23 protein-coding genes are annotated in these 22397 nt (G+C 72.7%); 11 read left to right on the top strand and 12 right to left on the bottom strand.

Annotated features, from left to right (window positions below):
* Positions 1-95: 95 nt before the first annotated feature.
* Positions 96-743 (bottom strand): ScbR family autoregulator-binding transcription factor, encoded by a 648-nt coding sequence (locus ACZ7G3_RS17545; protein WP_426523332.1) that lies wholly within the window; start codon positions 741-743, stop codon positions 96-98.
* Positions 744-1307: 564 nt separating this feature from the next.
* On the opposite strand from ACZ7G3_RS17545, the gene ACZ7G3_RS17540 reads away from it, so the two are divergent.
* The 5 genes from ACZ7G3_RS17540 (at position 1308) to ACZ7G3_RS17520 (ending at position 6338) form a co-directional block, all read left to right on the top strand.
* Positions 1308-2321 (top strand): substrate-binding domain-containing protein, encoded by a 1014-nt coding sequence (locus ACZ7G3_RS17540; RefSeq protein WP_470926494.1) that lies wholly within the window; start codon positions 1308-1310, stop codon positions 2319-2321.
* 68 nt (positions 2322-2389) lie between these two features.
* Positions 2390-4975, top strand: a complete 2586-nt coding sequence (locus tag ACZ7G3_RS17535) for a sensor histidine kinase (protein WP_470926492.1) — start codon at positions 2390-2392, stop codon at positions 4973-4975.
* Positions 4972-5391 carry a roadblock/LC7 domain-containing protein gene (locus ACZ7G3_RS17530; RefSeq protein WP_426525081.1) on the top strand — a complete coding sequence of 140 codons (420 nt, stop codon included), beginning with the start codon at positions 4972-4974 and terminating at the stop codon, positions 5389-5391. Before ACZ7G3_RS17535 ends, ACZ7G3_RS17530 begins: the two co-directional genes overlap by 4 nt.
* Position 5392: 1 nt before the next feature.
* On the top strand, positions 5393-5752 hold the full coding sequence (locus tag ACZ7G3_RS17525; protein WP_426599437.1) for a DUF742 domain-containing protein: 360 nt from the start codon (positions 5393-5395) through the stop codon (positions 5750-5752).
* Entirely contained in the window at positions 5739-6338 is a 600-nt protein-coding gene (locus tag ACZ7G3_RS17520) for a GTP-binding protein (protein ID WP_426599438.1), read from the top strand. Before ACZ7G3_RS17525 ends, ACZ7G3_RS17520 begins: the two co-directional genes overlap by 14 nt.
* A 16-nt stretch (positions 6339-6354) precedes the next feature.
* Here the strand turns inward: ACZ7G3_RS17520 and ACZ7G3_RS17515 are convergent, their stop codons facing one another.
* The 7 genes from ACZ7G3_RS17515 to ACZ7G3_RS17485 all read right to left on the bottom strand — a co-directional run bounded on the left by ACZ7G3_RS17515 (position 6355) and on the right by ACZ7G3_RS17485 (position 12547).
* Entirely contained in the window at positions 6355-7314 is a 960-nt protein-coding gene (locus ACZ7G3_RS17515) for an ABC transporter substrate-binding protein (protein WP_470926489.1), read from the bottom strand.
* Positions 7315-7391: 77 nt separating this feature from the next.
* Positions 7392-8057 (bottom strand): ABC transporter permease, encoded by a 666-nt coding sequence (locus ACZ7G3_RS17510; protein WP_426599440.1) that lies wholly within the window; start codon positions 8055-8057, stop codon positions 7392-7394.
* Positions 8054-8758 (bottom strand): ABC transporter permease, encoded by a 705-nt coding sequence (locus tag ACZ7G3_RS17505; RefSeq protein WP_470926487.1) that lies wholly within the window; start codon positions 8756-8758, stop codon positions 8054-8056. The genes ACZ7G3_RS17510 and ACZ7G3_RS17505 overlap by 4 nt, the downstream gene beginning before the upstream one ends.
* Complete coding sequence (locus ACZ7G3_RS17500) at positions 8755-9906, bottom strand: ABC transporter ATP-binding protein (RefSeq protein ID WP_470926485.1); 1152 nt, start codon at positions 9904-9906, stop codon at positions 8755-8757. The genes ACZ7G3_RS17505 and ACZ7G3_RS17500 overlap by 4 nt, the downstream gene beginning before the upstream one ends.
* 68 nt (positions 9907-9974) lie before the next feature.
* The gene (locus ACZ7G3_RS17495) at positions 9975-10736 is read right to left on the bottom strand and encodes an FAD:protein FMN transferase (protein ID WP_470926483.1); all 762 of its coding nucleotides are present in this window, start codon (positions 10734-10736) and stop codon (positions 9975-9977) included.
* 1 nt (position 10737) lies between these two features.
* Positions 10738-11139, bottom strand: coding sequence for an FMN-binding protein (locus tag ACZ7G3_RS17490; RefSeq protein WP_470926482.1), 402 nt, complete (start codon positions 11137-11139; stop codon positions 10738-10740).
* 58 nt (positions 11140-11197) lie between these two features.
* Positions 11198-12547, bottom strand: a complete 1350-nt coding sequence (locus ACZ7G3_RS17485) for a ferredoxin reductase family protein (protein WP_470926480.1) — start codon at positions 12545-12547, stop codon at positions 11198-11200.
* Between the two features lie 88 nt (positions 12548-12635).
* Between ACZ7G3_RS17485 and ACZ7G3_RS17480 the strand changes: the two genes are divergently transcribed.
* Positions 12636-13370: a response regulator transcription factor gene (locus tag ACZ7G3_RS17480; protein ID WP_426599446.1), complete on the top strand. Its 735-nt coding sequence runs from the start codon at positions 12636-12638 to the stop codon at positions 13368-13370.
* Positions 13367-14800 (top strand): sensor histidine kinase, encoded by a 1434-nt coding sequence (locus tag ACZ7G3_RS17475; RefSeq protein ID WP_470926478.1) that lies wholly within the window; start codon positions 13367-13369, stop codon positions 14798-14800. The genes ACZ7G3_RS17480 and ACZ7G3_RS17475 overlap by 4 nt, the downstream gene beginning before the upstream one ends.
* A gap of 1 nt (position 14801) precedes the next feature.
* On the opposite strand, the gene msrB is transcribed toward ACZ7G3_RS17475, so the two are convergent.
* The 4 genes from msrB to ACZ7G3_RS17455 all read right to left on the bottom strand — a co-directional run bounded on the left by msrB (position 14802) and on the right by ACZ7G3_RS17455 (position 18195).
* A complete protein-coding gene (msrB, locus tag ACZ7G3_RS17470; RefSeq protein WP_426525105.1) occupies positions 14802-15209 on the bottom strand; it encodes a peptide-methionine (R)-S-oxide reductase MsrB in 408 nt (135 codons plus the stop codon).
* A 14-nt stretch (positions 15210-15223) separates the two neighbouring features.
* The gene (gene murC, locus ACZ7G3_RS17465) at positions 15224-16621 is read right to left on the bottom strand and encodes a UDP-N-acetylmuramate--L-alanine ligase (protein ID WP_470926476.1); all 1398 of its coding nucleotides are present in this window, start codon (positions 16619-16621) and stop codon (positions 15224-15226) included.
* An 85-nt stretch (positions 16622-16706) separates the two neighbouring features.
* Positions 16707-17180, bottom strand: coding sequence for an indole-3-glycerol phosphate synthase (locus ACZ7G3_RS17460; RefSeq protein WP_426525109.1), 474 nt, complete (start codon positions 17178-17180; stop codon positions 16707-16709).
* Positions 17181-17400: 220 nt separating this feature from the next.
* On the bottom strand, positions 17401-18195 hold the full coding sequence (locus tag ACZ7G3_RS17455; RefSeq protein WP_470926474.1) for a pyrimidine reductase family protein: 795 nt from the start codon (positions 18193-18195) through the stop codon (positions 17401-17403).
* 264 nt (positions 18196-18459) lie between these two features.
* Here ACZ7G3_RS17455 and zapE point away from each other — a divergent pair, with 264 nt between their 5' ends.
* From zapE to ACZ7G3_RS17435, 4 genes are all read left to right on the top strand, one after another.
* Complete coding sequence (zapE, locus tag ACZ7G3_RS17450) at positions 18460-19563, top strand: cell division protein ZapE (RefSeq protein ID WP_470926472.1); 1104 nt, start codon at positions 18460-18462, stop codon at positions 19561-19563.
* Between the two features lie 185 nt (positions 19564-19748).
* Positions 19749-20150 carry a hypothetical protein gene (locus ACZ7G3_RS17445; protein WP_426599451.1) on the top strand — a complete coding sequence of 134 codons (402 nt, stop codon included), beginning with the start codon at positions 19749-19751 and terminating at the stop codon, positions 20148-20150.
* A 78-nt stretch (positions 20151-20228) separates the two neighbouring features.
* Positions 20229-20810 carry a carbonic anhydrase gene (locus ACZ7G3_RS17440; protein ID WP_426525117.1) on the top strand — a complete coding sequence of 194 codons (582 nt, stop codon included), beginning with the start codon at positions 20229-20231 and terminating at the stop codon, positions 20808-20810.
* Between the two features lie 8 nt (positions 20811-20818).
* Positions 20819-22312 (top strand): SulP family inorganic anion transporter, encoded by a 1494-nt coding sequence (locus tag ACZ7G3_RS17435; protein WP_426599452.1) that lies wholly within the window; start codon positions 20819-20821, stop codon positions 22310-22312.
* The last annotated feature ends 85 nt before the right edge of the window (positions 22313-22397 follow it).

The following is a 22397-nucleotide window of genomic DNA, read 5'->3' as shown; positions in this document are numbered from 1 at the left end:
GGAGCCCCCGCACCGCGTCGCGCCGCCCGCGTCGCTGCGAGAGACCATCGCACCCGGCGAGGGACCACCGCACTTCGAGCGGGCCCCCACGGGACTCAGACCCGGCCCGTCTCCCGCTCCAGGCGGGCGGCGAGGGTGAGGTAGCGGGCGCGTCGCGTCACCGGCACCATGCCCCGGATCAGGAGGTACCACATGCCGGCCAGGCGGCGTGGCTGCCGTGCGGCCGGTTCGAGGGTGCCGCCCACGACGCGGGTGCCGACGATGGAGCAGACGAGCGTGTGGGCGACGGAGTCGATGTCGATGTCCGGGTGCACGTCGGACTGCCTGACGGCGTCCAGGAGGCGGGAGGAGGCGATCTCCCGCCACTCGGTGAAGGGGTGCGGCAGCGGTGGCCGTACCGCCACTCCGCCGGTGGCGAGCCGCAGCCCGGCCCGCAGGACCGGCCCCTCCTCGCAGAGCCGGGCCATGCCGAACGTCAGGCGCATCAGCGCCTCCAGGGAGGTGTAGCCCCGGCCGTCCAGCTCCGTCGCCAGCCGGCGCGAGGTTCTGGACTGGATCTCCATGATGGCGTGGGCGAGGTCCTCCTTCGCCGCGAAGTGGAAGTACAGGGCGCCCTTGGTGACTCCGGCGTGGGCCACGATCTCGCTCAGGCTGGTCGACTCGTATCCGTGACGGTCGAACAGGTCGGCGGCGGCACCGAGGATCGTCGCGCGGGTCTGCTCGGCGCGTATCTGCCTCGCCATCGGTTGAACTCTCCTGGGCTGGAACGCAACAGGCCGTGGCGCCTGCCTTAACCCCTTGTACACGATAACTCACCGTCAGATCAGCGTTCTTACGACCTCGCGAACCGCGATCCGGACCGCCCGTCGAAGGCGCGGTCCGGGTCCGGTCGTTCGACCTCGTTCGACCTCGTTCGACCTCGGTCAGCCCCGGTCAGACCCGGTCAGTTGGAGCCCGAGGTCTTGGTGAGGTGCTGTTCGGCGAAGCGATCGAGCTGCTGTCGTTGGTTGCTGCCGCTGCTTGCTGCCGCTGCTTGCTGCTTGCTGCTGCCCGCTCTGCCGGACAGGGCGGGGCCTCGGTAGTCGCGGTCGATGCACCCACGACTTCACCCACTGCATCGCCGGCCTCGTTCATCACGATGCGGCACCGACAACTCACACCTGGTCGCTGGTCACTTGACTACCGGACGTCACACACGGTTTGCTCCGGCCAGGCGAGGTTCACCCGGTTGGCGCACCGACCACGTGCTCCGGTCCACCTCGCCCCGTTCCTCCTGCTCGGCCGCACAGCGAGGTGCCCCAACCCCCATGAGTACATCTCCCCCGCCCACCCACACCTCCGCACGTCTGCGCGCCGCGGCCCTCGCCGCGGCCGTCTGTCTGCTGGCGGCCGGCTGCTCCGCCCTCGGCGGGGACGAGGACGACTCGGCCGCGGACGACGCGGGCAGGTCCGGCGCCGACCGGATGAAGATCGTCATGGTGACCCACGGCGGTGAGGGCGACGCCTTCTGGGACCGGGTACGCAGGGGCGCGGAGGCGGCGGCCGCCAAGGACGGCATCGACCTGACGTACGCCGGTGACGCCGACACCGCCGACCAGGCCGGCCTGGTACGGGACGCGATCCGCGACAAGGCCGACGGCATCGCCGTGACCCTGGCCAAACCGCAGGCGATGAAGGGACCGATCGCCGAGGCCAGGGCGGCCGGCATCCCCGTGGTCGGCCTCAACTCGGGCATCGACGCCTGGCGGTCCACCGGGCTCCTGGGGTACTTCGGGCAGGACGAGAGCGTCGCGGGCCGGGCCGTGGGCGACAAGCTGAACTCCCTCAAGGCCCGGCACGCCCTGTGCGTCATCCACGAGCGGGGCAACGTCGCCCTGGAGGCCCGCTGCGCCGGCGTCAAGAAGACCTTCGGGGGCGAGACCGAGATGCTCTACGTCGAGGGCACCGACATGAAGGCGGTCGGCGCGGCCGTCACCGCGCGGCTGCGGCAGAACGCCGACATCGACGAGGTCGTCATGAACGGCGCGGCGTTCGCCCTCACCGCGGTCGAGTCGGTCGAGGAGGCGGGCAGCAGCGCCCACGTCGCCACCTTCGACCTCGACGAGGACCTCGTCGCCGCGGTCGAGCGCGGGGACGTGCAGTTCGCGGTGGACCAGCAGCCGTACCTGCAGGGCTACCTCGCGGTGGACGCGCTCTGGCTGTACCGCACCAACGGCAATGTCAGCGGTGGCGGAGTGGCGCCCGTACTGACCGGCCCCGCGTTCGTGACCCGGACGAACGCCGACGCGGTCGCCGGGTTCGCCGCGGACGGCACCCGTTGACGGGGCACCGCGACCGCGGGTGCCCGCGCACCACCGCCCCCCTCCCCCACTGATCGCCTAGGACGACGATGTCTGCACGGACAGGTGCCCGGCGCCGCCTCGGCTCCATACGTCTCTCCCTGATCCTCCTGGCCCTGGTTCCCTGCGTCACCCTCGCCGCCGTGTGGGGAGTGACGACGATCCAGATGTTCTCGGAGGGCCTGCGGCTGCGTTCCCAGACGGAGCTGAGCCGCGACACCGGGGCCATGGGCACCGAGGCGGCGCTCGCGCTGCAGAAGGAGCGCAGCCTGTCGGCCGCCTGGCTGGCCGGGCCCGGCGGCGACCGGACGGAACTGGACGCCCAGCGCGAGAGGACCGACGCGGCGGTCGCCCAGCTGGTCGGCCGGTCCGACGCGATCGAGCGCGCGCCCGCCCGGGTCTCGGACCGGCTGTACTCGGTGCTCGGCTCGGTGGGCAGCCTGGAGTACTACCGCGACCAGGTGGACGACCCCAGCGACATCACTCCCGAGCAGGCGCTCGACCAGTACACGTCGATCATCGACGAGCAGATCCACGCCTTCCAGGAGCTCTCCCAGGTCGACGACGGCGACCTCACCTCGCAGGCCGGGCCGCTGGTCGCCCTGGAGCACGCGGCGGAGCTGATCTCCCAGGAGAACGCCCGGCTCACCCTGGCCTGGCCGTCCGGCCGGATGAACGAGGAGCAGTGGGCGCAGTTCGCCCAGCTGGCGCACACCCGGCGCTGGCTCGTCCGGGACCAGATCGTCCCCTCCCTGCACGGCAGCGCGAAGGCGCAGACGGAGCGGGTCCTGGCCAGCCCCGAGTGGCAGACCTTGGAGACCGTCGAGGACCAGGTGCTCGCGGCCCGTGCGGCGGACGGGGACGGCTGGACCGGCCTGCCGGACGCGCGGCAGCGCTGGACCACCGCGCTGGACAAGGTCTCCAGCGAGTACGAGGCACTGATCCGGCAGCAGACCGACGGACTGCTCGACCGCAGCGCCGACGAGGCGCGCGGGCTGCTGATCACGGCCGCATCCCTCAGCGCGGGCGGCCTGCTCGCCCTGCTGCTCTGCGTCGTCATGTCCTGGCGCATCACCCGCTCGCTGTCCCGGCGGCTGCGCGGACTGCGGCTCGCCACCCTGAGCCTGGCCGAGGAACGGCTGCCCGACGTGGTGGCCCGGCTGGAGCGGGGCGAGAAGGTCGACGTGGAGTCGGCGACCCCGCCCCTGGACTACGGGCGGGACGAACTCGGCCAGGTCGCCCAGGCGTTCAACACCGCGCAGCGCACCGCCGTGCACACCGCCGTCGAACTCGCCGACACCCGGCGCGGTTTCCAGAAGGTGATCCTCGGCATCGCCCGGCAGAGCCAGAACCTCGTCAACATGCAGCTCGGCAAGCTGGACTCCCTGGAACGCGAACACACCGACCCCGAGATCCTCAAGGGCCTGTACGAACTGGACTCCACGGCCAGTCAGCTGCGCCGGTACGAGGAGAACCTCGTCATCATCAGCGGCGAGCAGCCCCGGCGCACCTGGCGGGAGCCCGTCGCGCTGGTCGACATCCTGCGCAGCGCGGTCGGTGAGGTCGCCGAGTACCAGCGGGTGGAGCTGCACACCGACGAGGAGGTGGCGCTCGCGCCGCCCGCGGTGGCCGACGTGATCCACCTGCTCGCCGAGCTCATCGACAACGCGACCGCCTACTCCCCCGCGCCCCATCCGGTCGGTGTGCGGGCGGCGATGGTGGCCAAGGGCCTGGCCGTCGAGATCGAGGACCGCGGGCTCGGGCTGTCGGAGGAGGACTACGCCTCGTTCAACGCCCAGCTGGCGGTGGAGCCGCAGTTCGACGTGGTGGCGCTCGCCGACGACCTGCGGCTCGGCATGTTCGTCGTCGCCCGGCTGGCGCACCGGCACGGCATCACCGTCACGCTGCGCGCCTCCCCGTACGGCGGGACCACCGCGATCGTGCTGATCCCGCACGACATCGTGGTGCACGAGCCGGTCGACGGAGCCCACGGCACCGGCGGTACTGCGGCCGCCGAGACGCCCGGGACGCCCCCTGCGCCCGCGGTGCCCACGCGCTCCGAGGCGTCCCCCGGCTCCCCGGCAACCGCCGCGTCCTCCCGGTCCGGAGCACCCCCCGGCTCCCCGGCAACCGCCGCGCCTTCCCGTTCCGATGCGTCCCCCGGCTCCCGGGCATCCGCCGCGTCCCCCGGCTCCCGGGCATCCGCCGCGTCCTCCGGCCCCGCCGCGGATCCCGCTCCCGCGAAGCGGCCCGTCCGGCGGGTGCGGCCCGTACCCGCGCCCCGGCCCGGGGCTCCCGCCCCCGCCGGGTCCGCCACCGAGCGGAACGGCCTCGCCCCGCTGCCCCGCCGGGTGCCGCAGACCAGCCTGGCCGCCGAGCTGCGCGACGAGGACGCCGTCACCGGTGCGGACGGTCCGGACGCCCGGGCCGACGCCTACGCCGACTTCACCGCCGAGCGTGCCGCCTCGTCCCTCGCCGGTTTCCAGCGCGGCACACTGCGGGCCCAGGCCGCCGACGCAGACGACGCAGACGACGCAGACAGCACGGACACGGGTTCCGCCGAGCGGGTTCCCTCCTCCGCCGCCCTCTCGACCCCGACCGCCGATCGCCGACCGCCGACGAAGGACACGCAATGACCCGACCCTCCCCCGCCACGCACACCGAGCTGGACCAGCTGCTCACCGGACTCGTGGAGCGGGTCGCCGACGTGAACCACGCCGTGGTGCTCTCCGAGGACGGACTGGTCGTCAGCAAGTCCACGGGCTTCCTGCGCGACGACGCCGAGCGGCTGGCGGCGACCGCGTCGGGCCTGATGAGCCTCAGCAAGGGCGTCAGCATGGACTTCCGCGGCGGCCCGGTGCGCCAGGCGCTCATCGAGATGGCCAACAGCTACCTGATACTCAGCTCCGCGGGCCCCGGCGCCCACCTCGTCGTGCTCACCGGCCCGAACGCCGACGTCGGTGTGGTGGCGTACCAGATGAACATGCTGGTGAAGAAGATCGGCGAGCACCTCAGCGCGGCACCGCGGGCCACCGCCGGCCCCGGCGAGTGACGTGACCGGAGGCGACGCGGAGGGCCGGCTCGTGCGGCCGTTCACCCTGACCGGCGGCCGGACCCGGCCCAGCCGCGCCGACTTCACCCTGATCACCACGGTGGCCGCGGTCGACCCGCAGCCCGCCCGGGCCCCGCGGCCGCAGCCGGAGCACCTGCGGATCCTGCGGCTGTGCGCCGAGCCCCTCGCCGTGGCGGAGGTCGCGGCCCGCCTCGACCTGCCGGTGAGCGTGGCCGTCATCCTGCTCTCGGACCTGCTGGAGGCCGGCCGGATCACCGCCCGGCCGCCGCACCCCGTCTCCCGCGCCACCCCGGATCTGGACCTGCTGCAGAAAGTGAGGGACGGCCTTGGCCGGCTCTGACCGCGCCTCCGAGGCGCCCACGGCATCCGCCCCCGAGGCCGTGAAGATACTGATCGCCGGTGGCTTCGGCGTCGGCAAGACCACCATGGTCGGGGCGGTCAGCGAGATCGCCCCGCTGCGCACCGAGGAGCCGCTGACCGCCGCGGGACTGGACGTCGACGACCTCGCCGGCATCGAGGAGAAGCGGGCCACGACCGTGGCCCTGGACTTCGGGCGGATCACCATCGGCCGGGAACTGGTGCTGTACCTCTTCGGCACGCCCGGTCAGCAGCGGTTCTGGTTCATGTGGAACGACCTGGCGATCGGGGCCCTCGGGGCCGTGGTGCTGGTCGACGTCCGCAGGCCCGAGTCGAGCTTCGCCGCCATCGACTTCTTCGAGCGGCGGGGCATCCCGTTCGTCGTCGGCGTCAACGGCTTCCACGGGCGGCATCCGTATCCGGCCGAGGAGATCCGGGAGGCCCTGGCGCTTCCGGAGCACGTCAAGGTGCTGCTGTGCGACGCGCGGGAGCGGGGCTCCGCCCGGGACGTCCTCATCGCCCTGATCGACCAGTTGATCGACGCCGCGGCCGAGGCCGCGGCGTCGTGAGGGAGCGTACGGCGGGTCAGCTCAGACCGGCCGATTCCAGCCACTCCTTGGCCACGTCCAGCGGGTCCTTCTTGTCCAGCTGGACCTGGGCGTCCAGGTCGAGGAGGGTCTTGGTGTCCAGCTTCGCGGAGACCGCGTTCAGCGCGTCGACGCCCTCCTGGGGCAGTCCCTCCTTGTGGACCAGCGGTGTCACGTTCGCGTAGCCGAAGAGGTTCTCCGGGTCCTTCAGGACGACGAACTTCTCCTTGATGATCGTCGGGTCGGTGGTGAAGATGTCCGCCGCCTGCACGGTGTTCTTGGTCAGCGCCGACTGGGTCAGCGGGCCGCCCGCGTCGAGCGCCTTGAACGACTCGAACTTCAGGCCGTACACGGACTCCAGGCCCTTCAGCCCCTGCTGCCGGGTCTGGAACTCGGGCGAACCGCCGATCACCAGGTCCGGCGCGATGTCCTTGAGGTCGGCGAGGGTGGACTCGGCGGTGAGGCCGTACTTCTTCGCGGTCTCGGCGTTGACGCTGACCGAGTCCTTGTTCTCGGCCGGCGACGGGTTCAGCAGCGTCAGTTTCTCGTCGAGCTCGGCCTTGGCCGCGGTGTTGACCGCCTCGGTGGACTTCTGCTCGGCATCGGGGTCGAGGTAGGCCAGCAGCGAGCCGTTGTACTCCGGCAGCACCGTGACCGATCCGTTCTTCATCAGGCCGTAGGTCGTCTCACGGCTGCCGATGTTGTGCTTGTAGGTGACCTTGAGGCCCTTCGCCTTGAGCGCCTCGCCGTAGATGTCGGCGAGCAGGGTGCTCTCGGCGAAGTTGTTCGAGCCGACGACGACGGTGCCGGCCTCCGCCTTCTCCCCGGCGAGGGGGTTGTCGGAGGTGTCGTCGGCGGAGGAACAGCCCGCGAGCAGCGCCGCAGCGGCGGTGAGCGCGACGGCCGCCGCGCCGGTGTGCCTCGTCCTGGACCAGCTGCTCTTCGCGGTAGAAGTCATCCACCGATCCAAACGAGCCGCTCGTCGGTCAGTCAAGAACGACCTGGTTACGGTTTTCATATACGTGTTCGAGTACGTCAGCGTCTGCGCACCCCCGGCGACACCGCCAGCCGCCCCGCCGCCCAGAACACCGCGAGCGTGACCAGTGCCAGCAGGGCCACCAGCGTGGCTCCGCCGACCACCTTCTCGTAGTCGCGCTGGTAGAGCCCGTCGATGATGTAGCGGCCGATCCCGCCGAGGCTGACGTACGCGGCGATGGTGGCCGTCGACACGACCTGGACGGCGGCCGAGCGCAGTCCGCTGAGCACCAGCGGGAGGGCGACGGGGAGTTCGACCCGGAAGAGGATGCCCGACTCGTGCATGCCCATGCCCCGCGCCGCGTCCACCGGGGCCGGGTCGACGGAGCGGACCGCCTCGTAGGTGGTCACCAGGATCGGCGGGATCGCCAGCACGACCAGCGGGATCATCACGGGCAGCAGGCCGATGCCGACGACGACGGCGATGAGTACGAGAAGTCCGAAGCTGGGCAGGGCGCGGGCGGCGGTGGCGACGAAGGCGACGGCGTTGCCGCCGCGGCCGGTGTGCCCGGTCAGCAGGCCGACGGGCAGTCCGATCGCGGCGGCGATGCCGAGCGCCATCAGCGTGTACTGGACGTGCTCCAGCAGGCGTTGCGGGATGCCGTCGTAGCCGTGCCAGTGGGCGCTGTCGCTGAAGAAGGCGTTGACGAAGTGGAGCACGTTCACCGGGCGGCCGCCTCCTCGGGCTCGGGCCGCACGGCGGCCTGCTTCGGGCGGCGGCCGCCCTTGCCGCGCGGCATCCACGGCGTCAGCAGGTTGCGCACCAGGACGAGTGCCGCGTCGCAGAGGATCGCCAGTACGGCGGTGGTGAGGACGGAATTGACGGCCAGCTCGGGCCGGCCGTACTTCTGGGCGTCCGCGAGCAGGTTGCCGAGCGCGCCCTGGTTGCCGATGAGGGCGCCGACGCTGACCAGGGAGATGCTGGCCGAGACGGCCACCCGGAGGCCGGCCAGGATGGCGGGCACGGCGATCGGCAACTGCACCTGCAGATAACGCCGTACGGGTCCGAAGCCCATGGCCGTGGAGGCGGCCAGGGTCTCCTCGGGCACCGACCGCACGCCGTCGACGATGGCCGGGACGAGCACCACCAGACTGTAGACGGCCAGCGGGATCATCACCGTGAGCTCGGTCTGGCCGGTGTAGTCGATGAGGACGACGAAGACCGCGAGCGACGGGATGGCGTAGAACACGGTGGTCACGCCGAGCACGGGCGGGTACAGCCAGCGGAACCGCACGCAGAGCTGGGCGACGGGCAGCGCCGCCAGCAGCCCGGCGAGGACGGGCAGCAGCGCCTCGCGCAGGTGCAGTCCGATCAGGCCGAAGTAGGTGTTGCCGAGGTCGCTCGGGATGTCGAAGAAGCCGTTCACGGGGCGACCTTGGCGACGTCGGCGGTTCCCGTCGTCCGGGCGTCGCCGGCCCGGTCCGCGCCGTGGGCGGTGCGGATCGCCTCGCCGATGCTCTGCTGGGAGACCACGCCCGTCACCCGCCCGTCGGCGTCCACCGCGACGGCCCAGCCGGTGGGCGAGAGGACGGCGCAGTCGAGGGCGGCCCGCAGGGAGTCGGCGCCGGGCACGAAGGGCCGCCCGTACGGCAGCAGCCGCTCGGCCGTGATGTCGCCGGCGGTCAGCTCCCGCGGCTCGGCCCAGCCCAGCGGGCGGCCCTCCGTGTCGGTCACCAGCAGGTAGGGGGCGTCGGGCGCGGCGAGCTGTTCGGCCGTGGCGTCCACGCGGACGACCGGGTCCGTCGTCGGTTCCAGGCCCGTGGAGGCGAAGAAGGACAGCCGCCGGATGCCTCGGTCGGCGCCGAGGAAGTCCTCGACGAAGTCGTCCGCCGGGTTCGACAGCAGCTCGGCGGGCGGCGCGAACTGGGCGAGCCGGCCGCCGGTGCGCATCACCGCGACCGTGCTGCCCAGTTTGACGGCCTCGTCGATGTCGTGGGTGACGAAGACGATGGTCTTGCCCAGCTCCTCCTGGATGCGCAGGAGTTCGTCCTGCAGTCCCTTGCGGACCACGGGGTCCACGGCGGAGAAGGGCTCGTCCATGAGGAGCACCGGCGGGTCGGCGGCGAGCGCCCGGGCCACCCCGACGCGCTGCTGCTGGCCGCCGGAGAGCTGGTACGGGTACCGCTTGGCGAGGGAGGCGTCGAGACCCACGCGTTCCATCAGTTCGGCCGCCCGCTCGCGGGACCTGCGCCTGCCCCACCCGATCATGCGGGGCACGGTGGCGATGTTGTCGAGGATCGTCCGGTGCTGGAAGAGACCGGCGTTCTGGATGACGTACCCCATCGACCGGCGCAGTGTGGTGACCGGCTGCCGCTGGAGGTCCGTGCCGTCCAGGGTGATGGTGCCCTCGGTGGGCTCGACCATCCTGTTGATCATCCGCAGGGTCGTCGTCTTGCCGCAGCCCGACGGTCCGACGAGGACCGTGATCGAGCGGTCGGGGATCTCCAACGACAGCCGGTCGACCGCCACGGTGCCGTCCGGGTACCGCTTGGTGACTGAGTCCATCCGTATCAAAACGCCGAATACCCTTCGGGTGGGCGGGAAGTTCTGGCCAGGTCGCTACGGTTCGTTGCCGGGAGAGTCTAGACGTCCGGTGTCACGGAACCGTGGTGACCGTGCGGGCCCTTCCCGGGGGCGGCGGGCAGTCCCGCCGTGCGCAGCACCCGGCGCTCCGCGTCCACGGCGAACACCTCGCAGCCCTCGCGCGCCGCGGCCCAGGCGACGCCCTCGGCGCCCATCGCGAACGCCGCCGTGGCGGCCGTGTCCGCCTCGGTGAGGGTCGGCGCCACGACGGTGACGCTGAGCAGGCCGGTCGCCGGACGCCCGGTGCGCCCGTCGACGATGTGGTCGCCGCGTTCGTAGCGCGCGGAGGTCGCGACCGCCCCGTCGGTGACCTCCAGGACGGTGCACAGCCGGCCGGCGTCCTCGGGGTGCCGTACGCCCACCCGCCAGGGCCCGCCCGCCGCGACCACGTCGCCCCCGGCGTTGAGGCAGAAGCGACGCGCGCCGGACGCGCGCAGCAGCCCGGCCGCCCGCTGCACCGACCAGCCCTTCACCACCGCGCAGGGGTCGAGGCCCCGCCCCGGCAGCCGGACGTCGAAGGCACCGCCGGTCGCGACCCGGTACTCCTCGCACAGGTCGAGCACCTCCCCCAACTCGGCGCTGACCCGCGCCACTTCACCCCGGTCCAGCCGGGACACCTCGCTGTCGGGCCGGAACGGGCTGAAGCGCGCGTCGGCTTCGCGCAGCCACGCGAAGACGGCGTCCGCGGCCTCCGCGGGCACGTCCGGGTCGTCGACCCGCAGCGAGACCGGGAAGCCCATGACGTGTTCGACGCGCCGCACGTCAGGCGCCGTGGGCGTCGATGGCGGCCTGGAGGGACTCCCGGTAGCCGTCACTGGTGACCGTGGCGCCGGAGACGGTGTCGACGTCGGCGCTCTGCCTTTCGAGCGTCTCCTCGATCAGCCGGGGGACGGCGGCCGTGGTCTGCGGGTGGTCGGGCTGCTGGAGCAGGCGTACGGCGGTGATCCTCCGGTCCCGGAAGGTCACCTCGACCTGCACGGGGCCCTTGTCGGTGTCGACGGTCGTGCCGGCGACGACGGTGGAACCGGCGGCCGGCGCGGACGGCGCCACCGACGGGACGGAGGGGGCGGGTGCGGAGGCCGCCGTCCCGTGGGACGGGGCGTAGCGCCAGACCGGGATCAGGCCGGCGATGCTCAGGACCAGGACGGGCAGTGCGCGCTTCACGGTGCGGGGGTTCCTCTCGTACGACCGGTCTTGTCGGGCCGGGCTTGTCGCGCTGGGCTCATCCGGCCAGGCTGAAGCGTTCGGCGTGTATCTGCGGTCCGGGTACGCCCAGTTCGCGCAGGGTGCGGAGCACCGCCGTGGTCATGCCGGGCGGCCCGCAGACGTAGACGTCCCGTTCGGTGACGTCGGGGACGAGCGCGGCGAGATCGCGCGGGCCCAGTCGGTCGGGGGCGGCCGGTCCGGTGACCAGGTGGAGTTCGGCGCCCTTGGCGTGGGCGAGGTCGCGCAGCTCGTCGTAGAGGACGGCGTCGCGGTCGGTGGCGACGCGGTAGACGAGCACCGCGTGTCCGTGCAGCTCCTCCAGCAGGGCCCGGATCGGGGTGACGCCGACGCCGCCGGCGATCAGCAGGGTGTCCGGGCGGGTGCGGTGCAGGGCGGTGAAGGCACCGTAGGGGCCCTCGGCGAAGACGCGGGTGCCGGGCTCGAGGTGGCGCAGGGCGGCGGTGCCGTCGCCCGCGGTCTTGACGGTGAGGCGGAGCTGCCTGCCGTCGGGCGCCATGGACAGCGAGAAGGGATTGGCCTGCCACCAGCGGTCGCGGGTCAGGAACCGCCACAGGAAGAACTGGCCGGCCCGCGCGGGCAGCCGGTCGAGGTCGCGGCCGCTCAGGTACACGGAGACGACGTGGTCGTTCTCCGGGACGACGGCGGTGACGCGCAGCCGGTGCCGCAGGTTGCGCCGCAGCGGCAGCACGACGCGGCCCAGCAGGACCGCGCCGAGGGCCGCGCCCCACATCCCGTACCAGTACGTCTTCGCGGCGGGCGAGGAGGTGAAGGACGTACCGACGGCGACCTGGTGGGTGAAGGCCAGCACCACCGCGACATACGTGTACAGGTGGACGAAGTGCCAGGTCTCGTACGCCATCCTGCGCCGGGCGGCGCGCGCCGAGACGGCGCCCACGGCGACGAGGACCGCCAGGGCGACGAGCGCGCGCAGCACGCCCTCGACGGTCTCGGCGAGGTCGACGAGCTGGTTCAGCGGGTCCGTGCCGGACGGCTGGGCGTACCCGAAGGTGATGAAGGTGACGTGGGCGAGGAGCGTCCACAGGACGGCGAACCCGGTCCAGCGGTGCCAGGAGGTCAGCCGGTCCATGCCGATGCGCCGGTCGAACCAGGGCAGCCGGGCCACCAGGACCAGTTGGAAGGCCATGAGCAGGGCGCCGTAGAGGCCGGTGAGGCGGCCGAGGACGACGAGGGTGTTGGAGGCGAAGCCCGCCTGGGCGAACAGGACGGCCACGACGGCCGCGTTGGCGGCCAGGATCGCGTACAGACCGGTACGGGCCACCGCCTTGGGGCGGAGGGCCGGTGCGGAGGGCGGCTGACGGTGGGGGGCGCTCGGGACTGTGGTCACGGCACCGAGCTTCACCCGTCCGACCTGTCGTTTCCCTGTCGGTCGTCTTTCAGGTGCTTATCGATCTCGGTACGGCGGTCACCGCGGTATGGGGTGCGGGCGGCCGGTGGCGCAGTATGAGCGGGTGGAAAAAGTACGACTCCTCGTGGTGGACGACGATCCGCCCATCGCCGATCTCGTGGCCACGGTCGCCCGCTACGAGGGCTGGGAGGCGGTCACCGCCAACTCCGGCGAGCAGGCGCTGCGGCTGGCCGCCGGGTTCCGGCCGGACATCGTGGTGCTCGACCTGATGCTGCCGGACGTCGACGGCTTCGGCGTCCTGGACCGGCTGCGCCGCTCGGGGACGATGGTGCCGGTGGTGTTCCTCACCGCGCGCGACGGGGTGGCCGACCGGGTGGCGGGGCTGACCCGGGGCGGTGACGACTACCTGGTCAAGCCGTTCGCGGTGGAGGAGCTGATGGCGCGGCTGCGGACCGTGCTGCGGCGCAGCGCCGGGCCCGGCTTCCAGCGGTCGGTGCTGCGGGTGGCGGACCTGACGATGGACGAGGACACCCGCGAGGTGCGCCGGGGCGAGCGGCGGGTGTCGCTGACGCCGACCGAGTACGAGGTGCTGCGCTACCTGATGCGCAAGTCGCCGACCGTGCTGACCAAGGCGCAGATCCTCGACCACGTGTGGGAGTACGGCTTCGGCGGCCGGTCCAACGTCGTGGAGCTGGTGGTCAGCCGGCTGCGCCGCAAGCTGGACGACGCGGACGACGCCGCCGAGCCGCTGATCCGGACGGTGCGGGGCTTCGGGTACGCGATCCGGCAGGCGGCGCGGTGATACGGCGGTGGTGGCGCGCCTACCGCGGGCTGCGGCTCGGGACCCGGCTGGCGCTGGGCCTGGGAGTGCTGTCGCTGGCGGTGTTCGCCGTGGTCGGGACCGTGCTGACCGCGTACATGCGGGACTACCTGGAGCGGCAGCTCGCCGACCAGATGAAGCTGGTGCAGGTCGTGCAGTCCAAGGACGCGGCGGCGCACGGCACGGTCCGGCGCAAGCCGTACTACGGCTGGTACACCGCCGTGTACGACGTCTCCGACGGCTCGGCGGACCTGCGCACGCCCGCCGAGGTGCCGGCGGACAGCCGCGCGTTCACCGCCCTCGCGCGGACGATGGCCCGCTCGGGCGAGGACCTCACCCGCACCGTGCGGATCGGCGGGCACGGCCCCTATCTGCTGCGGGCCTGCGAGGTCGAGCCCGGGGTGGTCCTGGTCAGTGCCGCGCCCATGGGGGACGTCGAGGACACCGTGGAGCAGCTGATCACGGTGCAGGTCGTCGCCTTCGGTCTCGCGCTGCTGACGCTGGTCGTGTTCGGGCGGCGGATGCTGCGGCGCGGGCTGAAGCCGCTGAGCGACATGGCGAGCACCGCGCACGGCATCGCCTCGCACGACCTGACCGAGTCGGCCGCCCGGCTGCCGCTGCGCGTGGACGGACGGGACGGCGGCCAGGAGGTGGCGGAGCTGCGGACCGCGTTCAACACCATGCTGGAGCACATCGACGACTCGCTGGCGGTGCGCGCCGAGGCCGAGCAGCGGCTGCGCCGGTTCGTCGCCGACGCCTCGCACGAACTGCGCACCCCGCTGATGTCGGTGCGGGGCTACGCCGACCTTTTCCAGTACGCGGCGGCCAACGCGCCCGGGGAACGGGAGCGGCACCTGGCCCGGCTGCGCGCCGAGGCGGCCCGGATGGGTGTTCTCCTGGACGACCTGCTGCTGCTCGCCCGGCTCGACGCGGCGGAGGTGGAGGCGCCGCTGCGGTGGGAGGACGCGGATCTGACGGAGCTGGTACGGCAGGCGGGCGACGCCTTCCGCGCCGGTCACCCGGAGCACCCGCTGACGGTGACGCCCGGGCCGGCGGCGGTGAGGCTGCGCCTGGACCCGCAGCGGATCCGGCAGGTGCTCGACAACCTGCTCACCAACGCCGCCGTGCACACCCCGCCGGGCACGAACGTCGCGGTGGCCGTGTCCGTGACGGCCGACGCGGCCCGGGTGACGGTCGCCGACACCGGGCCGGGCATCCCGGCCGCCGACCGGGAGCGGATCTTCGACCGTTTCTACCGCGTCGACAGGGCCCGCAGCCGCGACCGCGGCGGCAGCGGGCTGGGCCTCGCCGTCGCCGGCTCGCTGGTGCGGGCGCACGGCGGCACCATCGACCTGGGCGACGAACCGGGCACGACGGTCTTCACCGTGACGCTCCCGGCCGCCGCCCGCTGACTCAGCTCTCCGCGGGCGCGAGCCGCAGCGCGATGCTGTTGATGCAGTACCGCTGGTCGGTCGGGGTCGGATACCCCTCACCCTCGAACACGTGCCCGAGATGGGACCCGCACCGCGCGCACCGCACCTCGGTGCGCACCATTCCGTGGGACCGGTCCTCGATCAGCTCGACCGCGTCGGTGTCCTTGGGGTCGAAGAAGGACGGCCAGCCGCAGTGGGAGGCGAACTTCGTCTCCGAGGTGAACAGGTCGGCACCGCAGGCGCGGCAGGAGTAGACGCCCTCGGTCTTGGTGTCGGTGTACTCACCCGTGAAGGCGGGCTCCGTCGCGGCCTGGCGCAGGACCGCGTACTCGGCCGGTGCCAGCTCCGCGCGCCACTGCTCGTCCGGCTTCTCGACGTCGTACGACATGAGTCCTCAGCCCCTTACTTCGCCTTGCTCGACAGCTCGTCCAGGATGCGCGGTCCGAGGTCGGTGACGTCGCCCGCGCCCATGGTGAGAACGAGATCACCGGCCTTCGCCATTCCCGCGACCACCGCGGGCGCCGCGTCCTTGTCGTGGACCGGCGTGACGTCCGCGCCCGCGGCCCGGGCCGCCTCGATGATCAGGTCGCTGGTGATGCCGGGGATCGGGTCCTCGCGGGCCGGGTAGATGTCGAGGACGACCGACGCGTCCGCCAGGGACAGGGCCTGGCCCATCTCCTTGCCCAGCTCCTGGGTGCGCGAGAAGAGGTGCGGCTGGAAGAGGACGAGGATGCGGGCGTCGCCGACCGCGGCGCGCATGGCCTCCAGGTCCGCCGTCATCTCGGTGGGGTGGTGCGCGTAGGAGTCGACGACCTGGACACCGGCCGCCTCGCCCTTGAGCTGGAGGCGCCGCTTGACGCCGGTGTAGGCGGCCAGGGCGGGGGCCAGCTCGGCGGCGGGGATGCCGAGTGCCGCGCCCGCGGCGAGGGCGGCGACCGCGTTGTGGGCGTAGTGGCGGCCGGGGACGGAGACGGCGAAGGTCAGCTCGGTGCCGTCCATGACGACGGTGACCTCGCTCTTCAGGCCCTGCGGGACGACCGACAGGATCCGTACGTCGGCGTCCTCGGACTCCCCGTACGTCACCGTCCGCACCGACCCGGCCAGCCGCCGCGTCAGCTCCCGGGAGCCGTCCTGGTCGGCGGCGATCACCAGGGTGCCGCCGGGGACGATCTTCCCGGCGAAGGTCTCGAACGACTCGTAGATCTCGTCCATCGACGCGTAGTTGGCGTGGTGGTCGAGCTCGACGTTGAGGACGATGGCGACCTCGGGCGCGTACTTGTGGAAGCTGCGGTCGCTCTCGTCCGCCTCGGCGACGAAGATCTCGCCGTCGCCGTGCAGGGCGTTGGAGCCGGGCGCGTCCAGGTCGCCGCCGATCGCGTACGACGGGTTCAGGCCCAGCTCGGACAGGGAGACCGCCAGCATGGAGGTGGTGGTGGTCTTGCCGTGCGTGCCGGCGACCGCGATCGGGCGCAGGCCGTTCATCAGGGCGGCGAGGGCGTCGGAACGGTGCACGACCGGGATGCCGCGTTCGGCCGCGCGGGCCAGCTCCGGGTTGTCCGCGCGGATCGCCGAGGACACGACCACGCAGCTCGCGTCGTCGGCGAGGTGCTCCGCCGCGTGCCCGATGTGCACGGTGGCGCCGAGTGCGCGCAGGGCGTCGGCGGTCGCGGACTCCTTGGCGTCGCTGCCCGCCACCGCGGCACCGCGCTGGGCGAGGATCTTGGCGATGCCCGACATTCCGGCGCCGCCGATGCCGATGAAGTGCGGTCGGTCCATGGCGGTAGGAAGGCCGGGTGCCATGCGCTGTTCTCCCCAGAGGTGCGACGGGTGTACGAGAGGTGATGTGCCGGTGGGCGCGCCCCCGGCGCGGGAGCGCGGCCCCAGCCTATGCCTTGCTGTGGGAGAAGAGTTTCAGGACCGGTACGCCGACCTTGTGCCGGGCCCGCGAGGCCCAGTCCCGGTGGAAGAACTCCTCCACGTAGTGCGGATCGGTCAGTACGATCACCTCGTCGGCGCCGGCCTCCAGGACCAGGGACTTGAGCTCGTCCAGCGGGTGGTCCTCGATCAGGCGGCCCTCGGCCTCGGCACCGGACGCGCGCAGGGCGGTGAGGGACACCTCCAGTGCCCGCTGCCCGACGCTCAGCGCCTCCTCACCCTCCGGTGTCTCGCCCTCCCGCACGGCGTCGTCGAGCTCGCCGAGCGCGACGTCGTCGATGGCCCGCAGCAGCCGGTCCGCCTGATCGCCGCGCGGCTGGAGCAGCACGTGGAAGGCGACCGGCTCCTCCCCGTGCAAAGTGGTGACGAACTCCACGTCGGCGGACGTCAGGGCCTTCTCGATCATCAAAACGCTTGTGAACACCAGGCGCCCCTTCTCCTTGGCGGGCCCGTGGGCCCACCCTCCGTAGGCCGTACCGGACCCCGCGGAAACCATCCTGCCCCGTGATCGCACGGGTACTGCCGGTTTTCAGTGTGCCCGGAACAGACCAATCGGAACGGTAGATTCCGCCTATTCCCCCGGTCACGCCGCTCCCTCGGTCACGCCGGTACCGGCTGCATCAGTCGCGCAGGTACCGGCTGCGTCAGTCGCGCAGGTACCGGCTGAAGAGGAAACCCTCCTCCTCCAGCAGGGACGCCAGGGCGAACCGCCGCGGAACCTCGACCGAGGGCCCGCCCGCGATCCGCTGCGCGTCACCCGCGGTGAGCATCGGCGAGACGGTCAGGCACAGCTCGTCGAGCACGCCGGCCGTGACGAACTGGCCCAGCAGCCGCGGACCGCCCTCGGTCAGCAGCCGGGTGTGGCCGAGCCCGACGAGCGCGTCGACGGCACGCGCGGGGTCCACGCCGACGCCGTCACCGGCGATCACCACCCGGGCGCCGGCCCGCTCGGCGGCCGCGATCCGGTCCGGGGCCGCGGCCGCGCCGGTCAGGACCAGGGTGGGCACCGTGGGCGAGGTGAACAGCGGCAGGGAGAAGTCCAGGTCCAGACTCGCGCTGACCACCGCGATCGCCGGCGCGGGGCTCTGCCCGGCCGCCCGCCGCAGCTCGGCGAACTCCGCGCGCGAGCGCGCCGGGCGGTACCCCTCCTGGCGTACGGTCTCGGCGCCGGCGACCACCACGTCCGCCAGGGCGCGCAGGGTGCCGAAGACGCGCATGTCGGCCGCGCTGGAGATGGGCTGGGACCGGCCGTCGTGCTGGGCGGCCCCGTCGAGGGTGGAGACCATGTTCGCCCGCAGCCACGCCCCCGGCCGCCCGTCCGGCTCGGGGTAGGCGTAGGCGGCGGCCAGCTCGGCGAGGCTCCACTCCCGGTCGGCCCCGTCGGCGCCCGGGCCGGCTGTCTGATCGGTCACAGGGGTCACAGGGAACAGGCGTCGCATGCGGTGCAGTGTTCCACGTGTCCGAGACCCCAACCGCGCGGCCGGTCGCCCGCTCGCGTGACCGCGGGCGACCGCGGGCGACCGCGCCCGTGCCGTGCCCGGACAGCCGGGGACGTACCCCCGGGGGCGTCACGGGCGGGCGCGGCGGCCGCCCGGGACGCCGGGGCGCGCACCCCACCCCGCCCCGCAACCGGGACCGCGCCGGTCCCGTACACGCCCGTACACCGACGGGCCCTCCCCGAACAGCCTCTACCATGGACCACCGTGTCGCCCTCCTCCCCTGCCTCCGGCCCCACCCCGATAGCCGGGACGGCCCCGCTGTCCCTGTGCGCCCGTGAGCCGCGCGTCCCCGCGGACCGCCTGGTCGCCGAGATGGTGCCCCCGCCCCGCTTCGACTCGGTCCGCTTCAGCACGTACATCCCGGACCCGAACCAGCCCAGCCAGAGCGAGGCCGTACGGGTCCTGGAGGACTTCGCGACCGGGCTGGACGGGGCCCCCGCCGCCACCGGCAGACGCGGCTTCCTCGGTCTCGGCCGGAGCAGGACCCCGAAGCCCCCCGCCGGCCCCCGCGGCGTCTACCTCGACGGCGGCTACGGCGTCGGCAAGACCCACCTGCTGGCCTCCCTGTGGCACGCCACCCCCGCCGAGCCCTCCCGCAAGGCGTTCGGCACCTTCGTGGAGCTGACCAACCTCGTCGGCGCCCTCGGCTTCCAGCAGACCGTGCAGACCCTCTCCGGACACCGTCTCCTGTGCATCGACGAGTTCGAGCTCGACGACCCCGGTGACACCGTCCTCGTCTCCAGCCTGCTCGCCCGGCTCGTCGAGGCGGGCGTGGCACTCGCCGCCACCTCGAACACGCTGCCGGGCAAGCTCGGCGAGGGACGCTTCGCGGCGGCCGACTTCCTGCGCGAGATCCAGGGCCTGTCCGCCCACTTCCGCGCCCTGCGCATCGACGGCGAGGACTACCGCCACCGCGGCCTGCCCGAAGCACCGGCGCCGTACTCCGACGAACAGGTGACCCGCGCGGCGCAGGCCACCGAGGGCGCCTCCCTGGACGGCTTCCCCGCGCTCCTCGAGCACCTCGCCCGCGTCCACCCCAGCCGCTACGGCGCCCTGACCGACGGTGTCGCGGCCGTGTGCCTCACCGGGGTGCGCCCGGTGCCGGACCAGTCGACGGCGCTGCGCCTCGTGGTGCTCGCGGACCGGCTCTACGACCGTGAGGTGCCCGTCCTGGCCTCCGGGCTCCCGTTCGACCGGCTCTTCAGCGAGGAGATGCTGAAGGGCGGGTACCGCAAGAAGTACTTCCGGGCGATCTCCCGGCTCACCGCGCTGGCCCGGGACGCGGCACGGCTCGTCGACACGCCCTGAGAAGGGCCTGTTCCCGCCAACCCAGCACGATTTTCAGGCTCTCTTCAGCTCGTAACGCTACGTTAACCCTGCAAAGCTCTTCGCAGGGTTAACGTGTTTCTTGACCGCGCATTGACCTTGCGTTGACCTTTCGTTGACCACGTGTCGGCGCACGCGCACGGCGTGAACTGCCTGGAGGGGGGCACATGTTACGAGGCACGACGGCCCGGACCATGGTTCCGCTCCTCGCCGCCGTCCTGATCGCCCTGATGGTCTTCGCACCCAGCACACCCTTCACAGCCGCGCACACAAGCCGTGAGGCCGTGGCCAACGCCGATCCCGGAACCATCCTCTCCGGCACGGCGCCGCACGACGAGACCGTCACCTGCCACGAGGCCGGCCGGTCCGGGGAACCGACCAGTTCCCCCCGCGTCCGCGACCGGCACCGCACCCCCACCTCGCCCCAGCCCGACGCTCCCGAGCGCCCGTACCTGCGCCAGCGCGGTACGGCGGCACCCGAACCCGCCACACCCGGCCGGGCGACCGGGCACAGGGCGAGATCCGCGCCGGACCACTCCCCGGCGGCACTCCAGGTCTTCCGCTGCTGAGGGCCGGCAGTACATCCCCCACCTCTGTCCTGCCCATCCGACGCGCCCCCACTGCGCGCCAGGAGGAATCACCCCATCATGCAGCCCCTCATCGACAACGCCCGCACGTTCGGACAGCGCCCTGAGGAGTTCGCCGGGCTCGCCGAAGGCCAGTCGCCCGAAGTCCTGTTCATCACCTGCTCCGACTCCCGGGTCGTACCGGCCCTGATCACCGGCGCCCGGCCCGGCCAGCTCTTCGAGCTGCGCACCGCGGGCAACATCGTCCCGCCCCACGGCTCCGAGCGCCCCTCCGGCGAGGCCGCCACCATCGAGTACGCGGTGGAAGTACTCGGCGTCACCGACATCGTGGTCTGCGGCCACTCGCACTGCGGCGCCGTCGGCGCGCTGGTGCGCGGCGACGACCTGACCGCCGTACCCGCCGTGCGCGACTGGCTGGCGCATGCCGCGGACGAACCGAAACCGTGCGACCCCGCCGATCCGACGGTCGCCGAGGCCGTGCAGCACCACGTCCTGGCCCAGTTGCTGCGGCTGCGCTCCTACCCGTGTGTCGAGCGTCGGCTGACGGACGGCCGGCTGCGGATGCACGGCTGGTACTACGAGGTCCACACCGGGGTCGTACGCGAACACCACGCGGACACCGACACGTTCGAGACCCTGTGAGCGCCGGCATGAACGCCATATCCGAGAAGACCCGGAAGTTCCCCCATCTGCGGCAGGACTTCACCGCCTCGCTCGTCGTGTTCCTGGTCGCCCTCCCGCTGTGCGTGGGCGTCGCCGTCGCCTCCGGTGTACCGGCCGAACTGGGCCTCGTCACCGGCATCGTGGGCGGCCTCGTCACCGGACTCCTCCCGGGCAGCAGCCTGCAGGTGTCCGGCCCGGCCGCCGGCCTGACCGTGCTGGTCTTCGGCGCCGTCGACGAGTACGGGCTGCCCGCGCTCGGCGTGATCGTGCTGGCCGCCGGTCTGATCCAGCTCGCGATGGGCGCCCTGAAGCTGGGGCGCTGGTTCCGGGCGATCTCCCTGTCGGTCGTCGAGGGCATGCTCGCCGGTATCGGCCTCGTGCTCATCGCCGGCCAGCTGTACTCGGCGGCCGGGCTGGAGGCGCCCGCCTCCGGCCTCGACAAACTCACCGGACTGCCCGGGGCCGCCGCCGACGCGCTGGGCAGCACCGAGGCCCTCACCTCGCTCGCCCTCGGCGCCGGCACCATCGCGGTGATGGTGCTCTGGAAGCGGCTGCCGGAGCGGGTGCGGACCGTGCCGGGCGCGCTGGCCGCGGTCGGACTGGCCACGGCGGTCACCGCGGCGTTCGGCCTGTCGGTCGCGACGGTCGAGGTGAACGGTCTGCTGGACTCGATCCAGCCGCCCGGCGCCGACGCCTTCGGCGAGCTGGCGAGCGTGGGCCTCCTCGGCACGATCGTCGCCTTCACCCTGATCGCCTCTGCGGAGAGCCTGTTCAGCGCCGCCGCGGTGGACCGGCTGCACGACGGCCCGCGCACCGAGTACAACAAGGAGCTGATGGCGCAGGGCGCGGGCAACACCGTGTGCGGCATGCTCGGCGCGCTGCCGATGACCGCGGTCATCGTGCGCAGTTCCGCCAACGTCGGCGCCGGCGCGCGGACCAAGGCGAGCCGGGTGCTGCACGGTGTGTGGCTGCTGCTGTTCGCCGCGCTGCTGCCGTCCACGCTGTCGCTGATCCCGCTGCCCGCGCTGGCCGGCATCCTGGTCCACGCGGGCTGGAAGCTGATCCCGTTCCGCGGCATCGTGTCGCTGTGGCGCGGGCACCGGGGCGAGGCGCTGATCCTGGTGGTGACGGCCGTGTCGATCGTCGCGGTGAACATGTTCGAGGGCGTGCTGATCGGTCTGGCCCTGTCCGTGGTCAAGACCGCCTGGGAGGCCTCCCACCTCAGGACGGAGGTCGTCGACAAGGGCGCCGGCCCCATCCAGGTGCACCTCACGGGCAACGCGACCTTCCTGCGACTGCCGAAGCTGCTGGAGAGCCTGGAGGCGCTGCCGCAGGACCGCCCCGTCGAGCTGGACCTGTCCGGGCTGCACCACCTGGACCACGCCTGCCGCACCGCGCTGGAGAACTGGGCCGAGCGGCACAGCGCCACCGGCACGGACCCGGTGAAGGTCACCGAACCGGCGACGGCGGCCGCCGTGTAGTCCCACCGGGGGGGGGGGGGGGGGGGGGGGGGGGGGGGGGGGCGCCCACGCGGGTGGTGGCGGGGCTGCTTGCTCGAGCTCGCGT

The organism is Streptomyces sp. NPDC037271, assembly GCF_055603605.1.
This window is presented reverse-complemented; position numbering and strand designations above follow the sequence as displayed.